Origin of the sequence: Pseudomonas sp. GD03858, assembly GCF_029840925.1 — a bacterium.
GTDB lineage: Bacteria > Pseudomonadota > Gammaproteobacteria > Pseudomonadales > Pseudomonadaceae > Aquipseudomonas.
The window spans coordinates 19,513-37,396 of the sequence record NZ_JAOCDM010000026.1; the positions used below are offsets into that span (position 1 = coordinate 19,513).

Genomic DNA, 17,884 nt, shown 5'->3' on the forward strand with positions numbered 1-17,884 from the left:
GCCGGGGGTGCCAGATTTTCAGCAAGCCATGCCAGAGGCCCGCTCGGCCTGGCGGAACTGCTGCGGCGATTGTCCGGTCCAGCGACGGAACGCGCGGGTGAACGAACCGGACTCGGCGTAGCCGAGCAGCAGCGAGATCTGCGTCATCGAATAGTCCGAATGCTTCAGATAGCCCAGGGCCAGGTCGCGCCGCACCTCCTCCACCAGTACCGAGAACTCGATGTCCTGCTCCTTGAGTCGACGCTGCAAGGTACGCCGGCTCAGGCCCAGGCGCTCGCTGATTTCGTCCAGCGCAGGCACGCCGCTGGCCATGCCCAGGGCGATCATGCGGGTGACCTGGGGCAGCAACTCGTCGCTGATGCTGCGCTGCTCGCGCTCCTGCTGCAGGTACGGTTCCAGCGCCTTGAACAGGCGTTCGTTGCCGTGCGCCACCGGCAGCGCCAGGACCTCGCTGGACAGCGTGATGCGATTGGTCGGCTGACCGAAGAACAACGGGCACATGAACAGTTGCCTGTGCATCGACACGTCCGCCGGTCGCGGGTGTTCGAAGTCCACCCGTAGCGGGCGCACCGCACTGGCGGTAATCAGTTGCAGCTGACGCAGGATCGCGGCGATGGCGAACTCGGCGTCCTGGCGCCGGTTGACCACCGTGGTGTCGGTGACCTGATAGCTGATGCGCAGTTGGCGGCCCTCGCAGCTGTAGTCGATGGACGACTCCTGAGCGAACACCACGATGTAGGTGTGCAGGGTCATCAGGGCCTTCTCCACGCTCGGCGCGCAGTGCAGGGCGTGGCCCAGGGCGCCGATATCGTCGGCTTCGGTCTGGCTGCCCAGGGTCAGGCCGACGGCGGGGTTGCGGTTGCCAGCGGCCTCCCAGAGGGCGACGTACTGGTCGCCGGGGATTTCGATATCAGCGCGGTCCAGCAATGACAGGTCGATGCCGAGGGCGTCCAGGTGTGGCGCGAAGATCGCCTTGAAGCGGCGGAAGAAGTTTTCCGAGAGCACGGTACGGACGGATTTCATGGTGTTCTTCGCAGGTGGGTTTTATGCCGAGATCCTGAACGGGCGCCGCCATGCGGCGCATCGCGGGCAGCGCCCGCTCCTACAGCATGAAGTCTACCCATGCGTGTAACCGATTGTTACTGAGATAGGGGTACATGCTCAACCTGCGAACGCCCGCACAAGATGCTCGATCACCGCTCGCACCCGTGCCGTATGGCGCAGGTCCTGGTGGGTGACCATCCACACTTCGTAGGGCTGGCTGCGCACGCACTGCGGCCAGACCCGCTGCAATCCGTCGCGCTGCCCCAGTTCCACGGGGATTTCCCCCAGGCCCAGCCCGGCGGCGATGCCCCGGCGCAGCATCATGCTGGCATTGGCCGCCAGCACCACCCTGCCCTCGCCCATGGGCACATCCACCAGGGTCGGTTCGGCGCGATCGCGCCAGTACGGCTCGTACACCACCAGGTCGTGGCCGGCGAAACTGCCCGTCTCCGGTACGCCCCGACGCGCCAGATAGTCCGCCGAGGCGAACAGGCCCATCTGCCAGCTGGCCAGCTTGCGCAGCACCAGGTCGGGGCTGTCCGGGCGCTGGTTGCGGATGGCGATGTCGGTCTCGCGCTGCGACAGGTTGACGATCTCCGAGCTGCCACTGAGCACCACGCGCACCTCCGGGTGCTCGGCGTGCAGTTGGCGCAGCGCCGGGATGACGAACTCCAGGGCCAGGGAGTCGGTGGTGGCGATACGCACTTCGCCGGCCTGCTCGTTGTCGGTGCCACGGGTACGACGGGCCAGTTCCAGCGCCGCCTGCTCCATCTTCTGCGCCAGTTCCACCGCCACCTCGCCGATGGCGGTCAGCTGATAGCCGGCCGGCGTGCGCAGGAACAGGGTCGAGCCCAGGTCCGCCTCCAGCGCCGCCACGCGCCGGCCCACGGTGGCCTGGTCGACCCGCAACACCCTGGCGGCGCGGCGCAGGGTCTGTTCGCGGCTCAAGGCCAGCAGCATGCGGGCGTCATCCCAGTTCACTCGGTGTACTCCATTGGCAAGAAACGCATTCATCGTATGGGGGAGAAACTGTCTTGCCCGCTCCCACAGGGATCGCGCCAGATTCTAAAAATTGAGCAAGGCGGTCGCTCCCATGGCCGTCGTGGCTGAAGAAAATCTGCGGCGCGGCATCGCAAAATCGCCGCGCGACCTGGCTTCGCTTGTTTCATACCCTGTGACGCAACGGCCCGAAACGGCCCTTCTTCAGAATGACAGAGGTTCGCATGCGTCACATTCCCACGCACATGACTGCCATCGACATCACCCAGCCGGGTGAACCCGAGGTGCTGCAACCGGCCATCCACGCCACACCGCAGCCCGCCCCACGAGAGCTGCTGATCCAGGTCCACGCGGCCGGCGTCAACGGCCCGGACCTGCTGCAACGCAAGGGCCTGTACGACCCACCCGCCGGCGCGCCGGACATTCCAGGCCTGGAAATCGCCGGCAAGGTCGTGGCCATCGGCGAGCAGGTCCAGGGCTTTGCCGTCGGCGACGCGGTCATCGCCCTGGTTCCAGGCGGCGGCTACGCCGAATACGCCGTTGCCGATGAACGTACCACCGCGCACCTGCCGGAAAACCTGTCGATGATCGAGGGCGCGGCCTTGCCGGAGACCTTCATGACCGTCTGGGTCAACCTGTTCCAGCGCGGCGGCTTCAAGGCCGGCGACAGCGTGCTGATCCATGGCGGCGCATCGGGCATCGGCACCACCGCCACGCAACTGGCCAGGGCCTTTGGCGCGGCGCGTATCTTCACCACGGTCAACGGCGCCGGACAACAGGCCGCCAGCCTGGAACTGGGCGCGGACGTCGCCATCGACTATACCCGCGAGGATTTCGTCGAGCAGGTGCTGCTGCACACCGAGGGCAAGGGCGTCGATGTGATCGTCGACATCATTGCCGGCGACTACGTGGCGCGGAACTTCAAGGCCGCTGCCATGGACGGGCGCATCGTGCAGATCGGCGTGGTCAAGGGCCCGGCCCGCGAAGTCGACCTGTTTCCACTGTTGACCAAGCGCCTGACCCATATCGGCTCGACCCTGCGCGCGCGCAGCGCCGACGACAAGGCGGCGATCCTCGCTGATCTGCAGGCCAAGGTCTGGCCGCATGTGCGCAGCGGTGGGGTCAAGCCGTTGATCCACGCCACCTTCCCATTGGCGGCGGCCGGTCAGGCCCATGCGTTGATGGAATCTGGCCGGCATATCGGCAAGGTGGTGCTGAGCGTGGCGCACCCGGCCTGAGGCGCTCAGTCCAGCGCACCACTGCCCAGGGCGATGCGAATCGCCTGGGCAGTGGTGGTCACGCCGAGGCGGCGCCGGGCAGCGCGCAGGTGGTTCTCCACCGTGCGCACCGACAACCCCAGGGTCGCGGCGATATCGGCCTGGCGTTGCCCGGCGGCGGTCCAGGCCAGTACTTGGCGCTCGCGTTCGGACAGCGGCCCGCCACCCTGCTCGACAGGCGCTTCCAGCAAGCGCCGGGCGTTGATGAAGGCGGCGTTGGCCAGCAAAGTCAGAGACAGGCGAGAGGCAGGCATGCCATCGATACGCACGCCGCCCAGGCTCATGGCGCCCTCCAGGCCTGCCGGGCCGAATACCGGCACCTGCAGACCATGGATGCCTGGCCCGCTCGGCTGGCGCACCACCCGGTAACGCTCGCCGCCGTCGACCACCTGCTTGCTCCAGAAGAACGGCTCGCGCGCCGCCAGCAGGTGGCGGGTCACCGGACAATGGCGCACATAGGTCTGCGCATCGACCAACTGGCCATCGCCGAACCAGTCGCCTTCCACCCAGTGGATGCGCTCGACCACTTCGTCCCGCGCAGCGCTCGCGCTGAACAAGACGAAGCGGTCGTAGCCCAACGGTCGTGCGAAATTGCGCACCGCCGCCTGGATCGGCGCCAGGGTGGTGGCCTGGTCGATCTGCTGGATCGCCTGCACCAACTTGTCGAACGTCAGCGTGCTCACCCTGCGTTGGTCGCCTTGAGCAGCGCCGCCGCGGCCAGCTTGCCCAGCGCGTTGCCGGCCAGCGGGCTGTCACCGGTGAGCAGCTTGCGGTCCTGGTGGACGGCACCGGAAATCCCTTCGTTGATGATCTCGACGCCCTGGGCCTGCAGGCGCTCGCCGAACTTCCAGGTCAGGTGGCCGGGCATGTAGCCGATGTCCGGGGTCTTGGCGTCCAGATCGTCGGGGAAGGCGCAGATCTTGTAGCCGTCGTAGAGCCTGCCACCGGCCAGCAACGCTGCCGGGCCGTGGCACAGGGTGATGACGAACTTGTCGTTGTCGGCCGCCCATTTCAGGACCTGTCCGACCTCTTCGCTCTCCGGCAGGCCGATCAAGGCGCCGTGGCCACCGGGGATGAACACGCCGATGTAGTCGGAGTCCTTGCCCAGGGCCTGCTCAAGCACATCCGCGAGCTTGCGTGGCTGCTTGAACGCCTTCCGGTAGCGCTCGAACAGGCCGAGTACCTCGGTATCCTCGCCGGGCATGGCCCAGTACTCGAACTTGACCGGATTGCCCGACAAGGTCGCCACGTCGAAGCCGAAGCCGGCCTTGTCCAGGTGGTACATGGGCAGCAGGGTTTCCACCGGGTGGTTGCCGGTGGAGAACATCGTGCCGTTGTCGGTGAGCAGGTAGCGCTCGTCGGCGCCGATCATCAGGACCTTCCAGCGCCCGCCCTGATAGGCATCGGGATAGTCGGCACCGCTGAGGTCGGACTTGCGCGAGGTGAATTGGCTGAGGGAGTACGGCGAAGGGAAGAAGGCATTGTCCTCGGCCGGGTCGGGGGTTGGGCGTTTGTCGTCGTTGCTGTTGGTCATGGCTGTGCTCCTGTGCCTGGGGGTTGACCGGATCCATGCTAGGAGGCCACCGGATGAGCGGCAATGAGGGTTTTCCCTCAATGGCTGCCCGTGGCATCGCTACATCGGACCCCGCGGTCCTTGTAGGAGCGGCCTTGCCGAGACGTCGGACCGGTCGGAAAGGGCTGCACAGCAGCCCCGGCAATTTCGAGGGTGGCGCAGAACCTGGGGCCGCTGCGCGCCCCTTTCGCGACACAAGGCCGCTCCTACAAGGGTCGCGAATGAACTCAGGGCAGTCTAGTCGAGCGCGGCGGGCGTATCGACGTCGCGTAATACCCCTGCGTCGTCTACCTCGACCAGCTGCAACTGTTGCCGATGCCGTTGCAGCACCGAACGCGCCCCCTCGTCGCCGGCCATCAGGGCCAGTTCAGGCCAGTAGTTGCGCCCGAACAGCACCGGATGCCCATTCTGTCCCTGATGACGCGGCACCACGATGAGCGAAGGGCCAGCGGTTGCGATCAGACACTGGAAGGTCGCAGGCAGGATCCACGGCATGTCCCCCAGCACAATAGCGACCGCCTGTGCCTCGCTGTCATCCAGTGACGCAGCGCCCGCCGCCAGGCTATGGCCCATGCCCAGCCCGGCATCGAGGCCATGGATGACTCGGCAGGCCGCTGGCAACCCCAGATCCGCGCCCCGCTCGCCCTCGCGCAGCACCACGCGCACCTCGTCGAACGCCGCCAGGGCGCGCTCGACGCTGTGCTGCAACAGGCTGCGACCGTCGCCCAGCAAGGCTCGGCGCTTGTCCGCGCCGAAGCGCGATCCCTGGCCAGCCGCCAACATCAGCGCGACGACGCTCACAGCGCCTCGCGGGCGATGCCGCCACGGGTGCGCAGGATATCGGCGAGCACCGCCAGGGCGATCTCGGCAGGGGTCTTGCTGCCCAGGTTCAGGCCGATCGGCGCATGGATGCGGGCCATCTCGGCCTCGCCGAGCCCGCCGATGCGGCGCAGGCGTTCACGGCGTTTTTCCGAGGTGGCCCGCGAGCCCATCACGCCGATGTAGAACGCTTCGGTATTGACTGCTTCGAGCATGGCCAGGTCGTCGATCTTCGGGTCGTGGGTAAGCGCCACCACCGCGGTGTCGCGGTGGCAACCGCCGTTGGCGATGAACAGCGAAGGCAGTTCACGACGGATTTCTATCCCGTCGAGCCGCACATTGTCCATCACCTCGTCACGGGGATCGCACAGCACCACTTCAAAGCCCAGGCCCTTGCCGAACTCGGCGCAGAAATGCGCGACGCTGGAATAGCCAGCCAGCAGCAGGCGCTGGGCGGCGCCGACACGCAAGCGCACGCTTTGACCGCCCTGCTCCACCCGCGCCCCCTGGCTCTGGTCGTCCCACAGCCGGCGCTCGCCGGTGCGCAGGTCGACCTCGCGCAGGAGCCGGCGACGGCCCTGCAAGGCCGCCTCCAGTTCCCCCAGGTGCGCCTGGGTCGCGCAGTCGCCCGGCAGGTTCTCCACCAGCACATCGAGGATGCCGCCACAGGGCAGGCGGATGTTCGCGCGGCTGTCGCTGCCGTCGCCATAGCGCACCACGGCCACCGCGTCGCTGAACTCGCCCGCGGCGACGCGCTCAAGGAAGTCTTCCTCGACGCAGCCGCCGGACAGCGATCCGACCCACTGCCCCTGCGCGTTGACCGCCAGCAACGAGCCCGGCGCGCGGGGCACCGAGCCATAGGTGCACAGCACGGTGCACAACCAGACACGCAGGCCGTCACGCGACCAGTGCGCCGCCTGCTGCACCACTTGCAGGTCCAGATGCTGCACGGCTCAGTCCGCCTTCAGCTGCGCCAGCTGCTCGGTGCTCAGATCGCCCGGCAGGCCGCCCCAGGTCTCGCGCAGGTAGTTGACCATGTCGGTCAGCTGCTGGTCGTCGAGCTTGTCGGCGAAGCCCGGCATCGGCTGCATGCGCTCGAAGCCGGTGAACTGCTGTTCGCGGATCCCGTCGACGATGGCCTTGACCAGGTTGCGCGAGTCGGCCTGGCGCAGCACGGTGTTGCCCGCCATGGCCACGGCGATGTGCGGCTTGCCCTCGCCCTCGACGCCATGACAGCCGGCGCAGACGTTGAGGTACTGCTGGCGACCACGCTTGGCGCTTTCGCCCAGGGTCTCGTGGGCCACGGTCTGGACGATCTTCGCCGCCGGCGGCTGGTCGCCGAGCAGGTAGGTGGCCATCGCCGCCAGGTCGCTGTCCTGCAGATGCTGGGTGCTGTGGTGCACCACCGGGTACATCTCGTTGAACATGCTGCCCTGGGCGCTGATGCCATGCTTGAGGAAGGTCGCCAGGTCCGCCTGGGTCCAGCCACGGTCGGCCAGGTCCTGGGCCAGCAGGCTCGGCGCCAGGTATCCCAGGAGCAGACCACCGGTCAGGCGCTTGTCCTGCTGCAGCGCGCCGATCGGGTTGCGTGGGGTATGGCACTCGCCGCAGTGGCCAAGCACTTCGACCATGTACTGCCCGCGCTTCCACGCTTCGCTGTTGCCCTTGCCCTCCTCCAGCTGCACGCTCTTGCCGTACAGCATGTTCCAGCCCATCAGCCCCGTGCGCACGTTGAACGGGAAGCTCAGGCTGGTTTGCGGCGCCGGGCGGTTGATCGGGGCGACGGTCATCAGGTAGGCGTGGATCGCATCGGAGTCCTCGCGCTTGATCAGGTGGTACGAGGTGTACGGCATGGCCGGGTACAGGTTGGCGCCGTCCTTGCGCTTGCCCTCGGTGAGGGCGGCGAAGAACTCGTCGCTGCTGTAGTTGCCGATGCCGTGCTGCTTGTCCGGGGTGATATTGGTGCCGTAGATGGTGCCGAACGGCGAATGGATCGGCAGGCCACCGGCATAGGGCGCGCCGCCTTCGGCGGTATGGCAGGCCATGCAGTCGGCGGCGCGGGCCAGGTATTCACCGCGCTTGACCAGGGCCTCGTCGGCCGCCTGGGCAGTGCAGGCGACCATCGCGCCAATGGCCAGGGCCAGGCTGCTGAGAATTCGCGTCATGCTCAACCCTCCTTGACCAGGCCGAGGTCGCCCAGCACTTCGCGGGTGGCCTCGTAGTAGCGCACGTAGCCGGTGCAACGGCACACGTGGTGACCGAGGCTGGCCTCGATGGCGTCTTCCAGCTCGCTCTTTTTCAGCGGTTTGCGCTGGGCCTTTTCCACCAGCACGGTGGCGGCATTGACGAAGCCTGGGGCGCAGTAGCTGCACTGGAAGGCGAAGCGGTCGACGAACTTCTGCTGGATCGGGTTCAGCTCACCGGGGTTGCCGGCTTCGTCCAGTTTCGCGTGGCCTTCGATGGTGCGGACCTTCTTGCCCTCGAAGTAGTGCGCGCCGGTGATGCAGGTGCGCACTTCCTCGCTGGTGCCGTCGGGGTTGTCGACGATCACCACGCAGGCATGGCAGATGCCCTGGCCGCAGCCCAGGCGCGAGCCGGTGAGGTTCTGGTATTCGTGCAGGTAGTCGATCATCGCCAGGTCATCGGGGACCACTTCGGTGACGACGGGTTGACCGTTGAGGGTCAGTTGCAGCTTGCGGTCAGCCATTGAGGGCCTCCTTGACTCGGGCGGGGGTGATGGGCAAGTCGCGCACGCGCTTGCCGATGGCGTGGGCCACGGCGTTGCCGATGGCACCGACCACCGGGATCATCACCACTTCGGCGATGCCTTTGGACGGATCGGTTGGCGACAGCGGCGGCAGGATCTCCGAGGTCTGCTTCCACACCGCCACGTGTTTGGCCATCGGCAGGCGGTAGCGGTTGAAGTTCCAGTTGCCCTCGCCCGGGCCGCCCTCGTACAGCGGCATTTCTTCCAGCAGCGCATGGCCAATGCCCATGGCGATGCCACCTTCGAGCTGGCCCTTGACCAGCTCCGGCACCAGCACCCGGCCGCACTCGACCCAACTGTGGTGGTTGAGCACGGTCACTTCGCCGCTGCCCTTGTTGACCTTGACCTCGACGATGGTCGCCACCGGGCTGTAGTAGGTGACCATGGCGTTGTTCAGCTGGGTGGCCGGATACTCGGCGTTCTGCCGATCCAGCAGGTGGAAGCCGGCGCTGTTCATCTGCGCCTTCTTGGCGTTCACCGCGCCGTCACCGTACTTCACCGCCACGGCATCGAGCGGCAGGCGCTCGCGCACGCCATCGATGACGAAGTCGGCCTCGGCCCAGCTCCAGCGGTTGAAGCCGTGCACGCTGACAGCGGTGACCAGGCCCATTTCGTGGGCCTTTTTCGCCAGCGTGGCGAACGGGATCGGCGCCAGGCCGTTGCCGGTCAGCTCACCGTTGACCCACACCGCGTTTTCGCGGCGCACCACCAGCGGGTTGGCCTGGCCGCCGAATGGGCCTTGGCTCCACAGGGCCATGGCCGCCGGCCACAGGCCGTGGTTGAACAGCACGCGCGCCGCTTCGCGGGTGGCGTGGCTGAAGTAGAACGCCGAGTTGGTCGCCGACGAAGGCGAGGCCAGCTTGCCGACCCAGCGTGGGTCGCGCAGCGCCGCGTCCTGCTCGGCCTGGCTGATCAGGTAGGGGTTGCCGCTGGTGGTCAGCGCCAGTTCCGGCCATTCGGTCTGGGCGGTCTTCACTTCGTCGGCGACGCGGCCGAGGAAGTCGCTGACCACCAGCGCCTGGGAGGTGGACATGCCGGTGCCCAGCTCGGTGCCGATATGACGCAGGATGATGTGGCCGTCAGCGCCGAACTCGACCGCCGCCATCGGTGCCTCGGAACCGGTGCCGAAGTCTTTCTGGGTGATGGCGAAGCCTACGCCGTACCAGTTGTCGTGGTCCTTGGCATCCTCGGCCTGCTTGCGCGCATGGCGCTGCTTCCACCAGTCATGTTCAGCGGCCTTGTCGAGGATCTCGTGCAGGCGCAGGGCGCCGGCGGGCACGGCGCCCTGGGTGTTCTTCATGCCCGACTTGAGCGCGTTCTTGCGGCGCAGCTCGATGGCGTCCACGCCCAGGCGGTCGGCGATCTCGTCGACCATCATCTCGGTCGCGGCCATGCTCTGCAGGGTGCCGTAGCCGCGCATGGAGCCGGCCTCCACGCCCCGGGAATGGTAGGCGGTCACCGCCAGGTCGTTCTGCGGCATGTAGTAGATCGACTGCGCCGCGGTGGCGCCCACGGCGGCCACCGACGGGCTGTAGTTGATGCGTCCGCCGCCGTCGACGGTCATGTCGGCGCGGAAGATCTGGAAGCTCATGTCCTTCTTGTCCACTGCCAGCTGGTAGCGGATGTCGAACGGGTGGCGCTTGATGCCGCTCTGGAACTGCTCGTAGCGGTCGTTGGCCAGGCGGATCGGCACGCCCGCGCCGTACAGGGCGGCGACGGCGGCGTAGAACACGAAGATGTTGTTGTCCTTGGAGCCGTAGCCGACGGTATAGCCCGGGTGCATGTTCAGGTGCTTCAGGCCGAAGCGCGACGGCTTGATCATGTGCACGCATTCCTGCGCCACTTCGAACGGGCACTGGGTGGCCACGACGAAATGCAGGGTGCCGGTGGCCGGGTCGAACCAGCCGTTACCGTTGTCCGGTTCCAGGGCCGCGGGCTCGATCGACGGGGTCTTGTAGCGTTCGTCGAACAGCAGCCAGTCCTCGGGCGGCTGCTTGAGCTGCTGGTCGATGCGCTGGGCGTAGAACATCCCCTGCTCGGTGAGGTTGCCGTGCTGCTTGGGCTCCGCGGTCCATACCGGTTTGCGGGCGAGGATGGTGGGGAACAGCATGGTGTTCTTGAGGCTGGAGTATTCGTCCTCGTCGAACGGCGTCTTGCCGCCCACGCGCACGAAACGGAAGCTGCCGTAGGGATCGCGCTGGTACAGCGGCGCCTGGGCGCCGTAGCGGATCGCCTTGTCGTTGAACTGCAGCTTGAGCTTGGCTTTGCGGAACCGTTCGAAGTCGTTCCAGATCAGGATCGCCACGGGGTGGCCGATGAACATCGGCACCTGGCCTGGCGGCAGCAGCGGGTCGGGCGAGTGGGCTTCTGGCCAGGCGATGCCGTCTTTCTTCAGGTCCTCGGCGGTGACGATGCGGTCCGGCTGCAGTTCGCTGCCCAGCAGCGACAGGTCGTAGCCCGCGTAGATGCGGTCGGCCTTGGTGGCCTTGAGCAGCATGGCGTGGCCTTGCTGCTGTGGCCAGCCGGGCATGTCCTTGGCGCGGATGTCGCGGGCGAAGACTTTGCTGCCGCAGACCTTGGACAGCGCGTCGTTACGGAAACGCGCCTTGCCATCGTGGTTCATCCACTTTTGCGGCGAGGTGGTGACCTTGCTTTCCATCAGGGCGGCGAAGGCCTGGCTGCCGAGGGGCGCCAGGGTCACGCCGACACCGGCGATCAGCCCGCCTTGCAGGAACGAACGCCGGGAAATATCACGGTTGGACATGGTTGATCCTCTGGGCAGTCAGGCGCTGCCCATGCTTTGTTCTGGTGCTGAGATACACGGAGGGCGCGCACGATCACAAAATCTGACCTTTAAGTCAAGTTGGCGATTGTGGTTTGGCTTGGTAAGTCAAGCAGACAACTTGTCGCGGGGGTTGGGGGTTGGGGTTGGGACTTGGCGTGTTGGTTTTGATTGCTGTATGCGCATTCATTGGCGATGGTGACGCACAGTCACCTTTCCGCCCTTACGGCGGATTACTTTTTGAAGGATCAAAAAGTAACCAAAAAATCCTCGCTCCATTCATCCGGCCCCTACGCTTCGCTCCGGGGTTCCCTCGCTCCGTTCTTGCTCCCGGGAGGACCGCGCTGAACGCCCCATCCTGGGGCGCAGCGCTTGACGGGCATCCATGCCCGTCACCTCCCTTCGCAAGAACTCCGCTCGGCCTCCTGAAGTCGCAATTGGCGGCGCCTGGACTATCGCGCGCTTAGAAGCAAGAACAAGAGCAGAGATTTTAAATTAGCTCTTGGCCGTTATTTATATATTGGTTGTTCTGGCCCTTTCGCGGGTAAACCCGCGAATACGGATCTGAGATCACACAGTTGCAACTAGCGCCAGCTGCGCCAGCCCAGTCGCCGCCCGTAACTTCGCGACTTCAGGAGGCCGAACGCAGGACTTGCGGAGGGAGGTGACGGGCATGGATGCCCGTCAAGCGCTGGGGCCCAGGATGGGCCCTACAGCGCGGTCCTCCCGGGAGCAAGGCCGGAGTGAGGGGACCCGGAGCGAAGCGTAGGGCCGGATGAATGGAGCGCAGCGTTTTTTGGTTACTTTTTGTCGCGTTTGACAAAAAGTGACCCGCCGTAAGGGCGGAAAGGTGACTATGCGTCAACATCGTAAATGAATGCGCATAAAAATATAAAAACAACAACAACAACAACAACAACAACAACCTCACAAACAGCCCCCAGAAAAATAAAGGCAAAGCGCCATCATTCATCATCCTGTCATATATCTGTCGCATATTTCCCAAATCCCAAGGGCCGTGGAAAACCAGCCGTGATCCGCCGTTCACTCTCCTCCGCAGGCCTGTTACCCCTGCTCCTGCTGACCCTATGTGCCGTCACCCTGACCTTCCTCTGGGCCTCGCACATCAGCCAGAAGACCGCCTCCCGCCAGGATGCCCTGGCCGCCAAGGCCACCGAGCACCTGAACCTGGCCAGCATCGTCGCCGAAAACCTGCGTCAGCTGGTGGACCGCGCCCAGGCCGTGGGCCGGGTCACCCAGGACGACATGAAGAGCCTGCGCCAGGGCAACCTGAACCTGGCCCGGCTGCTGGCCGAAGACCCCGTGTTCAAGCGCATGAGCCTGTATGACCACCACGGTCGCCTGCTCTCCTCCAGCCATGGCGACGAGCCCACGCAACTGCCACAGGCCTGGCTCGACCAACTCAAGTCCCACGTCTCGCACTACGGTTTCAAGGCCTTCATGCCCCACGCCCCGACCAGCACCAACGACGCGACGCTACCCAGCTGGCGCCTGCCGTTCCTGCTGCCACTGACCGATCTGCCTGGCCGCGAGATCGACAACATCCTGGTGGTACAACTGGACATCGGCTATCTCGCGGTCCTGTTCCAGCACATCGACCTGGGCCGCAGCGGCGTGATGCGCCTGCTCCAGGACGACGGCCAGGAGCGCCTGCGCATCGACACCAGCGGCGTGCTGGTGGCAGGCCCGACGCTGGTGCCCGGCCTGCCGCGCAACGGCGAGGACTCAGGCCAACTGACCCAGTACACACTCGAGGGCCCCTACCAGAGCCTGTACCGGCGCGTGACCGAGCGCGGCTTCAGCGTGGTGGTCAGCCAGGCCCATGACGAGATCCTCGCCCCCGCCATGCTCACCGCCAGCCGCCAGCTGTGGCTGAACCTGAGCATGACCCTGATGATCCTCGCCAGCCTGGCCTGGGGCTTGCGTCTGCTGCACAAGCGCCAAGAAGCATTTCGCGAGCTGGAACACGCCCAGCAGGTCAACCAGCAGCTGATCGAGCGCCTCGAGGACGAGCACCGCCGCAGCAGCCACGCCGCCGCCACCGACCACCTCAGCGGCCTGCACAACCGCCGCCAGTTCGTCGAGGTCGCGACCCGCACCCTTGCCCAGCAGCGTGGCAAACGCCGCCTGCTGGCGATCCTGTTCATCGACATGGATCGCTTCAAGTCGATCAACGACTCGCTCGGCCACAAGATCGGCGACTTGCTGCTGCAAGCGGTGGCAGGACGCATCCAGCGCCTGCTCGAACCAGGCGACGAGGCTTCGCGCTTTGGCGGTGACGAGTTCGTGGTGCTGCTGGCCGGCGAGCGCAGCGAGGAACAGATCGACAACTGGGTGCGCGCCCTGGTGGAGAAACTGTCCGCCACCTATGCCCTGGCCGACCAGGAGGTCAACACCAGCCCAAGCGTCGGGGTAAGCATCTGCCCACGCGATGGCCAGGACATCGACGCGCTGATCCGCTTCGCCGATGCCGCCATGTATTCGGCCAAGCAGGCAGGCCGCGCCCAGTATCGCTTCTTCGACCCGTCGCTCAACCTCACCGACATCCAGGCCTTCACCCTGGAACAGGCCTTTGGCGGCGCCCTGGCCGAACGCCAGTTCGTTCTCCACTACCAGCCGCAGATCCGCCTCGACACCCTCCAGGTGCTGGGCTACGAAGCCCTGGTGCGCTGGAATCATCCGCAATTCGGCCTGCTCTACCCCGACCGGTTCATCGATCTCGCCGAGCGCAGCGGCTTCATCGTCGACCTGGGATGGGAGGTGCTGCGCCTGGCCTGCGAGGAGCTGGCACGCTGGCATGCGCGCGAGCATGACGCACGCCTGGCGATCAACGTCTCGGCCCTGCAGCTGCGCCAGGCCGACTTCAGCACACGCCTGCTGGCCGAACTCGACTACTACGGCATCGCGCCCCAGCGTCTGGAACTGGAAATCACCGAGACCACCGTGCTCGACCCCGAAGGCACCGCGATGGCCCATCTACGCCGCCTGCGCAGCGCCGGGCTGGGCATCAGCCTGGACGATTTCGGCCGTGGCTACGCAGGCTTCGCCCACCTGCACGCGCTGCCGCTGTCCAAGCTCAAGATCGACCGAGCGTTGATCGCTCCCCTGTCCAACGCCTATGACGACAGCCCGATCGTCTCCTCGACCATCATCCTGGCCAAGCGCCTGGGCCTGGAGGTGGTCGCCGAAGGCGTCGAGACCCGCGAGCAAGTGGTGTGCCTGAAGCTCGCCGGCTGCGACATCGCCCAGGGCTATCACTTCAGCCGGCCACTGTCGCCCAGCCAGCTGCATGACTACCCCCCGTTCAACGGTTCCGAGGAAAAGGCATGGGTCTACTGAAAGGCGTCGCTCTGCTGCTGTTGGCCCAAGTGCTCGCAGGCCAGGCGCAGGCCCGTTGCGCTCCCCACAGCCTGCGCCTGGCGGTGATCCCGATCGAGGATGCAGAGGCCATGACCCGCGAGCACCAGCCGTTGCTCGACCGTCTGGGCAAAGCCGCCGGGGTGCCGGTGGAACTGGTGGTCAGCACCTCGTACGAGAGCGTGGTGGACGCCATCGTTTCCGGTGGCACCGATATCGCACGGCTGGGGCCTGCGTCCTACCTGCTCGCCCATCGTCGCGACCGGGGCATCGAAGCCTTTGCCACCTTCTCCTTGAACGCCGGCATCTACACGCCCGCAGGCAACCACTATCAGGCGCTGCTGCTGACCCGCGCCGACGGGCCCGCCCGTCTCGATGCCCTGCGCGGTACCCGGGTAGCCTTGAGCGACCCGGCCAGCACCTCCGGCAGCCTGGTGCCCAGCGTCGAGTTCGCCGCCCAGGTCGGCACGCCACTGCCGCGCTTCTTTGGCGCGCTGGTGTATGCCGGCAACCATGACAAGGCCCTGGCGGCGTTGCTCGAAGGCCGGGTCGATGCCGCGTTCGTTGCCAGCGAACGGGCCGACGCCTACCTGGCCCGCCACGGCATCGACCCAGCGCGGCTACGACTGCTCTGGCGCTCGGCGCCGATCCGCTACGATCCCTACGTGTTCAGCGCCGGCCTGTGTCCGGCGCTCAAGCAGCGCTTGCGCAAGGCAATGCTCGAAGACCCACAAGGTATGGCCGCGTTCGTGGCCTCGCAACACGCCACCGGGCTGGTGCCGGTGAGCCATGAGGACTATGCGGGGCTGGAACGCCTGATGGAGTCTCGCTGAAGCTCAGCCAGGCTGGGCGATTTGCCACAACCGGGCGATATCCGCCGCCCGCGCTTCGAGCAGAGCCCCCGCCTCGGCGCAGGCCTGCTCCAGGGTCATCGGCCCGCTGGCCAGGGCGAAGGCGGCATCGATCCCATGCTCGTACAACTGCGTGTACCCGGCACCGAGGGTGCCGGCCAACACCACCACGGGCACGCCATGGCGCTTGGCGACCCGGGCGACGCCCAGTGGCGTCTTGCCGCGCAGGGTCTGGGCATCGAAGCGCCCTTCGCCGGTGATCACCAGGTCCGCGCCCCGCACCAGCGCATCCAGCCCAGCCAGCTCGGCCACCACCTCGACGCCGGGGCAGAATCGCGCGCCCATGAACGCCTTGGCCGCGAAGCCCATGCCACCGGCCGCGCCACTGCCCGGTTGGTGGCGCAGGTCCTTGCCGAGCAAGCCGGCACAATGCTCGGCGAAGTGCCCCAGGGCCTGGTCCAGCGCCTGTACCTGCGCCGGGCTGGCGCCCTTCTGCGGGCCGAAGATCGCCGAAGCGCCGTTGTCGCCGCAGAGCGGATTGTCGACATCGGCGGCGACCTCCACCCGTACCTCGGCCAGACGCGGATCCAGGTCGCTGGCATCCAGACGGGCCAGTTGCGCCAGGGCCAGGCCGCCTGGCGCCAGGGGTTGGCCGGTAGCGTCGAACAGGCGCAGCCCCAGCGCCCGCAGCATACCGCTGCCGGCGTCGTTGGTGGCGCTGCCGCCGATGGCCAGGACAATGCGCGAGGCGCCGGCCGCCAACGCCGCGGCGATCAGCTCGCCGGTGCCCCAGGTGCAGCTGCGGCAGGCATCACGCTGGCCACTGGGCAGCAGCTGGATGCCACTGGCCTGGGCCATTTCGATCACCGCCGTCCGGCTGTCCGGCAGCCAGCCCCAGCTGGCCTCGACCGGTTCGCCCAACGGGCCTCGGACGACCTGGCGGCGCAGCTCGCCATGGCTGGCGGCAACGATCGCCTGCAAGGTGCCTTCGCCACCATCGGCCATGGGGCACTCGACCAGCTCGGCCTGCGGCCACACCTTGGCCAGCCCGCTGGCGATGGCCCGGGCGACACCGGCAGCGTCGAGGCTGTCCTTGAACGAGTCGGGGGCGATGACGATCTTCATGGGATTCTCCTGTCCTGATACCGCGCATGCTGACAGGTGCGTGGCACAGCGGCCTCGGTCGGATGCACAAAAGTCAGGGCGGGTTGTTTGGGCGGATGCCTGCAACGCGGCTCGGCAGCCCACGCGGTCAATCCGCCGGCAGCAACTGCAGGCCCAGGTACAGGCTGAGCATGCCTTCCATCCGCAGTGGGTCCACCTCGCCGACTTCGGCGATGCGTTCCAGCCGGTAGCGCAGGCTGTTGCGGTGAATCCCCAGGGCGTCGGCGCAGGCCTGGCTTTGCCCGTCGTGGGCGCACCAGGCGCGCAAGGTGGCGAGCAACTGGCCGCTGGCATCCTTGGCGCGGATGCGCTGCAGCGGCTCGAGCAACTCGTCCAGCGCATCGTCGTTGCGATGCCGCCAGAGCAGCGCCGGCAAACGGTAACGGGCCAGGCTCAGCAAGCGCTCTGCAGGCAGCACTTCACGGCCGTAGGCCAACAGGTCGCGCACCCGCCGGTAACCGCGGCGCAGCTGTTCGAGACTTTGCGCCGGGCTGCCCAGCGCCAGGCGCTCGACCTCCCAGCCATGGCGCCGCAGGCGTTCGAGCAGACGGGCTTCATCCAGCACGCCGGCAAGCGGACGGCACCATAGCAGCGACTGGCGCGCCGGGCTCACGCACCAGCTGTCCGGGTAACGGCTCATCAACCAGGCCGAAAGGGCCTCGGCGGGCGGCCCGCTGTGCAGCTCGAACAAGCAGGGAACACGCGGCAGGTTGGGCTTGAGGCCCAACTGCCGGGCCTCATCGACCAGCCGCGGCGATTCACCGCTGCCACCGAGCAGCAACGCCAGCAGATCGTCGCAGCGCTGGCGGCGCCATTGCTGCTCCACCTGCAGATGGCGCTGGGCCAGCAGCATTTCGGCGGTCATGCGCACCAGCTCGCCGTAGGTGCGCAGTTGCTGCGGATCGCCGGTCAGGCCAAGCACGCCGATCAGGCGGCCATCGAGCAGCAGTGGCAGGTTCACGCCGGGCTGCACGCCCTTGAGGCATTTGGCCGCCTCGCCATCCAGCTCGACGATGCGGCCGTTGGCCAACACCAGCTGGGCGCCTTCGTGGCGGGTGTTGATGCGTTCGGGCTCGCCACTGCCGAGGATCAACCCCTGGCTGTCCATCACGTTGACGTTGCATGGCAGGATGGCCATCGCCCGGTCGACGATGTCCTGGGCGAGGTCGTGGTCGAGCTCGAACATGAAAGGATCCTTAGGCTTTGTTCGGCGGCACAGCGACCTGCCCC

14 protein-coding genes are annotated in these 17,884 nt (G+C 66.7%); 3 read left to right on the forward strand and 11 right to left on the reverse strand.

Translation table 11 applies throughout. The features are described from left to right. Positions 1-18: 18 nt before the first annotated feature. Both N5D48_RS09855 and N5D48_RS09860 read right to left on the reverse strand, forming a co-directional pair. On the reverse strand, positions 19-1,023 hold the full coding sequence (locus N5D48_RS09855; protein WP_279883603.1) for an AraC family transcriptional regulator: 1,005 nt from the start codon (positions 1,021-1,023) through the stop codon (positions 19-21). 138 nt (positions 1,024-1,161) lie between these two features. Then, positions 1,162-2,025: a LysR family transcriptional regulator gene (locus N5D48_RS09860; RefSeq protein WP_279883605.1), complete on the reverse strand. Its 864-nt coding sequence runs from the start codon at positions 2,023-2,025 to the stop codon at positions 1,162-1,164. 263 nt (positions 2,026-2,288) lie between these two features. On the opposite strand from N5D48_RS09860, the gene N5D48_RS09865 reads away from it, so the two are divergent. Further along, entirely contained in the window at positions 2,289-3,281 is a 993-nt protein-coding gene (locus N5D48_RS09865; protein WP_279883655.1) for an NAD(P)H-quinone oxidoreductase, read from the forward strand. Positions 3,282-3,286: 5 nt separating this feature from the next. Here the strand turns inward: N5D48_RS09865 and N5D48_RS09870 are convergent, their stop codons facing one another. The 7 genes from N5D48_RS09870 to N5D48_RS09900 form a co-directional block, all read right to left on the reverse strand. Continuing rightward, positions 3,287-4,003 carry a PA1136 family autoinducer-binding transcriptional regulator gene (locus tag N5D48_RS09870; protein ID WP_279883607.1) on the reverse strand — a complete coding sequence of 239 codons (717 nt, stop codon included), beginning with the start codon at positions 4,001-4,003 and terminating at the stop codon, positions 3,287-3,289. Beyond that, a complete protein-coding gene (gene hchA / locus N5D48_RS09875; RefSeq protein WP_279883609.1) occupies positions 4,000-4,854 on the reverse strand; it encodes a glyoxalase III HchA in 855 nt (284 codons plus the stop codon). The genes N5D48_RS09870 and hchA overlap by 4 nt, the downstream gene beginning before the upstream one ends. 276 nt (positions 4,855-5,130) lie before the next feature. Beyond that, positions 5,131-5,694: a nucleotidyltransferase family protein gene (locus N5D48_RS09880; protein ID WP_279883611.1), complete on the reverse strand. Its 564-nt coding sequence runs from the start codon at positions 5,692-5,694 to the stop codon at positions 5,131-5,133. After that, the gene (locus N5D48_RS09885) at positions 5,691-6,662 is read right to left on the reverse strand and encodes an XdhC family protein (RefSeq protein ID WP_279883612.1); all 972 of its coding nucleotides are present in this window, start codon (positions 6,660-6,662) and stop codon (positions 5,691-5,693) included. Before N5D48_RS09885 ends, N5D48_RS09880 begins: the two co-directional genes overlap by 4 nt. Positions 6,663-6,665: 3 nt before the next feature. Next, positions 6,666-7,877 carry a cytochrome c gene (locus N5D48_RS09890; RefSeq protein ID WP_279883614.1) on the reverse strand — a complete coding sequence of 404 codons (1,212 nt, stop codon included), beginning with the start codon at positions 7,875-7,877 and terminating at the stop codon, positions 6,666-6,668. A 2-nt stretch (positions 7,878-7,879) separates the two neighbouring features. Further along, positions 7,880-8,419, reverse strand: coding sequence for a (2Fe-2S)-binding protein (locus tag N5D48_RS09895; protein WP_240062945.1), 540 nt, complete (start codon positions 8,417-8,419; stop codon positions 7,880-7,882). Further along, on the reverse strand, positions 8,412-11,243 hold the full coding sequence (locus N5D48_RS09900; protein ID WP_279883618.1) for a xanthine dehydrogenase family protein molybdopterin-binding subunit: 2,832 nt from the start codon (positions 11,241-11,243) through the stop codon (positions 8,412-8,414). Before N5D48_RS09900 ends, N5D48_RS09895 begins: the two co-directional genes overlap by 8 nt. A gap of 1,050 nt (positions 11,244-12,293) precedes the next feature. Between N5D48_RS09900 and N5D48_RS09905 the strand changes: the two genes are divergently transcribed. Continuing rightward, on the forward strand, positions 12,294-14,621 hold the full coding sequence (locus tag N5D48_RS09905; RefSeq protein WP_279883620.1) for an EAL domain-containing protein: 2,328 nt from the start codon (positions 12,294-12,296) through the stop codon (positions 14,619-14,621). Next, positions 14,609-15,472 carry a phosphate/phosphite/phosphonate ABC transporter substrate-binding protein gene (locus N5D48_RS09910; protein ID WP_279883621.1) on the forward strand — a complete coding sequence of 288 codons (864 nt, stop codon included), beginning with the start codon at positions 14,609-14,611 and terminating at the stop codon, positions 15,470-15,472. The genes N5D48_RS09905 and N5D48_RS09910 overlap by 13 nt, the downstream gene beginning before the upstream one ends. 3 nt (positions 15,473-15,475) lie before the next feature. Here the strand turns inward: N5D48_RS09910 and N5D48_RS09915 are convergent, their stop codons facing one another. Both N5D48_RS09915 and N5D48_RS09920 read right to left on the reverse strand, forming a co-directional pair. Next, the gene (locus tag N5D48_RS09915; RefSeq protein WP_279883623.1) at positions 15,476-16,615 is read right to left on the reverse strand and encodes a glycerate kinase; all 1,140 of its coding nucleotides are present in this window, start codon (positions 16,613-16,615) and stop codon (positions 15,476-15,478) included. Positions 16,616-16,742: 127 nt separating this feature from the next. After that, entirely contained in the window at positions 16,743-17,840 is a 1,098-nt protein-coding gene (locus N5D48_RS09920) for a sugar diacid recognition domain-containing protein (protein WP_279883625.1), read from the reverse strand. Between the last annotated feature and the right edge of the window lie 44 nt (positions 17,841-17,884).

Bases quoted from the DNA above. Each gene is read 5' to 3' on its own strand.
- N5D48_RS09920 (WP_279883625.1), bottom strand. From the start codon at position 17,840: ATGTTCGAGCTCGACCACGACCTCGCCCAGGACATCGTCGACCGGGCG.
- N5D48_RS09865 (WP_279883655.1), top strand. From the start codon at position 2,289: ATGACTGCCATCGACATCACCCAGCCGGGTGAACCCGAGGTGCTGCAA.
- N5D48_RS09915 (WP_279883623.1), bottom strand. From the start codon at position 16,615: ATGAAGATCGTCATCGCCCCCGACTCGTTCAAGGACAGCCTCGACGCT.
- N5D48_RS09895 (WP_240062945.1), bottom strand. From the start codon at position 8,419: ATGGCTGACCGCAAGCTGCAACTGACCCTCAACGGTCAACCCGTCGTC.
- N5D48_RS09900 (WP_279883618.1), bottom strand. From the start codon at position 11,243: ATGTCCAACCGTGATATTTCCCGGCGTTCGTTCCTGCAAGGCGGGCTG.
- hchA (WP_279883609.1), bottom strand. From the start codon at position 4,854: ATGACCAACAGCAACGACGACAAACGCCCAACCCCCGACCCGGCCGAG.
- N5D48_RS09890 (WP_279883614.1), bottom strand. From the start codon at position 7,877: ATGACGCGAATTCTCAGCAGCCTGGCCCTGGCCATTGGCGCGATGGTC.
- N5D48_RS09910 (WP_279883621.1), top strand. From the start codon at position 14,609: ATGGGTCTACTGAAAGGCGTCGCTCTGCTGCTGTTGGCCCAAGTGCTC.
- N5D48_RS09855 (WP_279883603.1), bottom strand. From the start codon at position 1,023: ATGAAATCCGTCCGTACCGTGCTCTCGGAAAACTTCTTCCGCCGCTTC.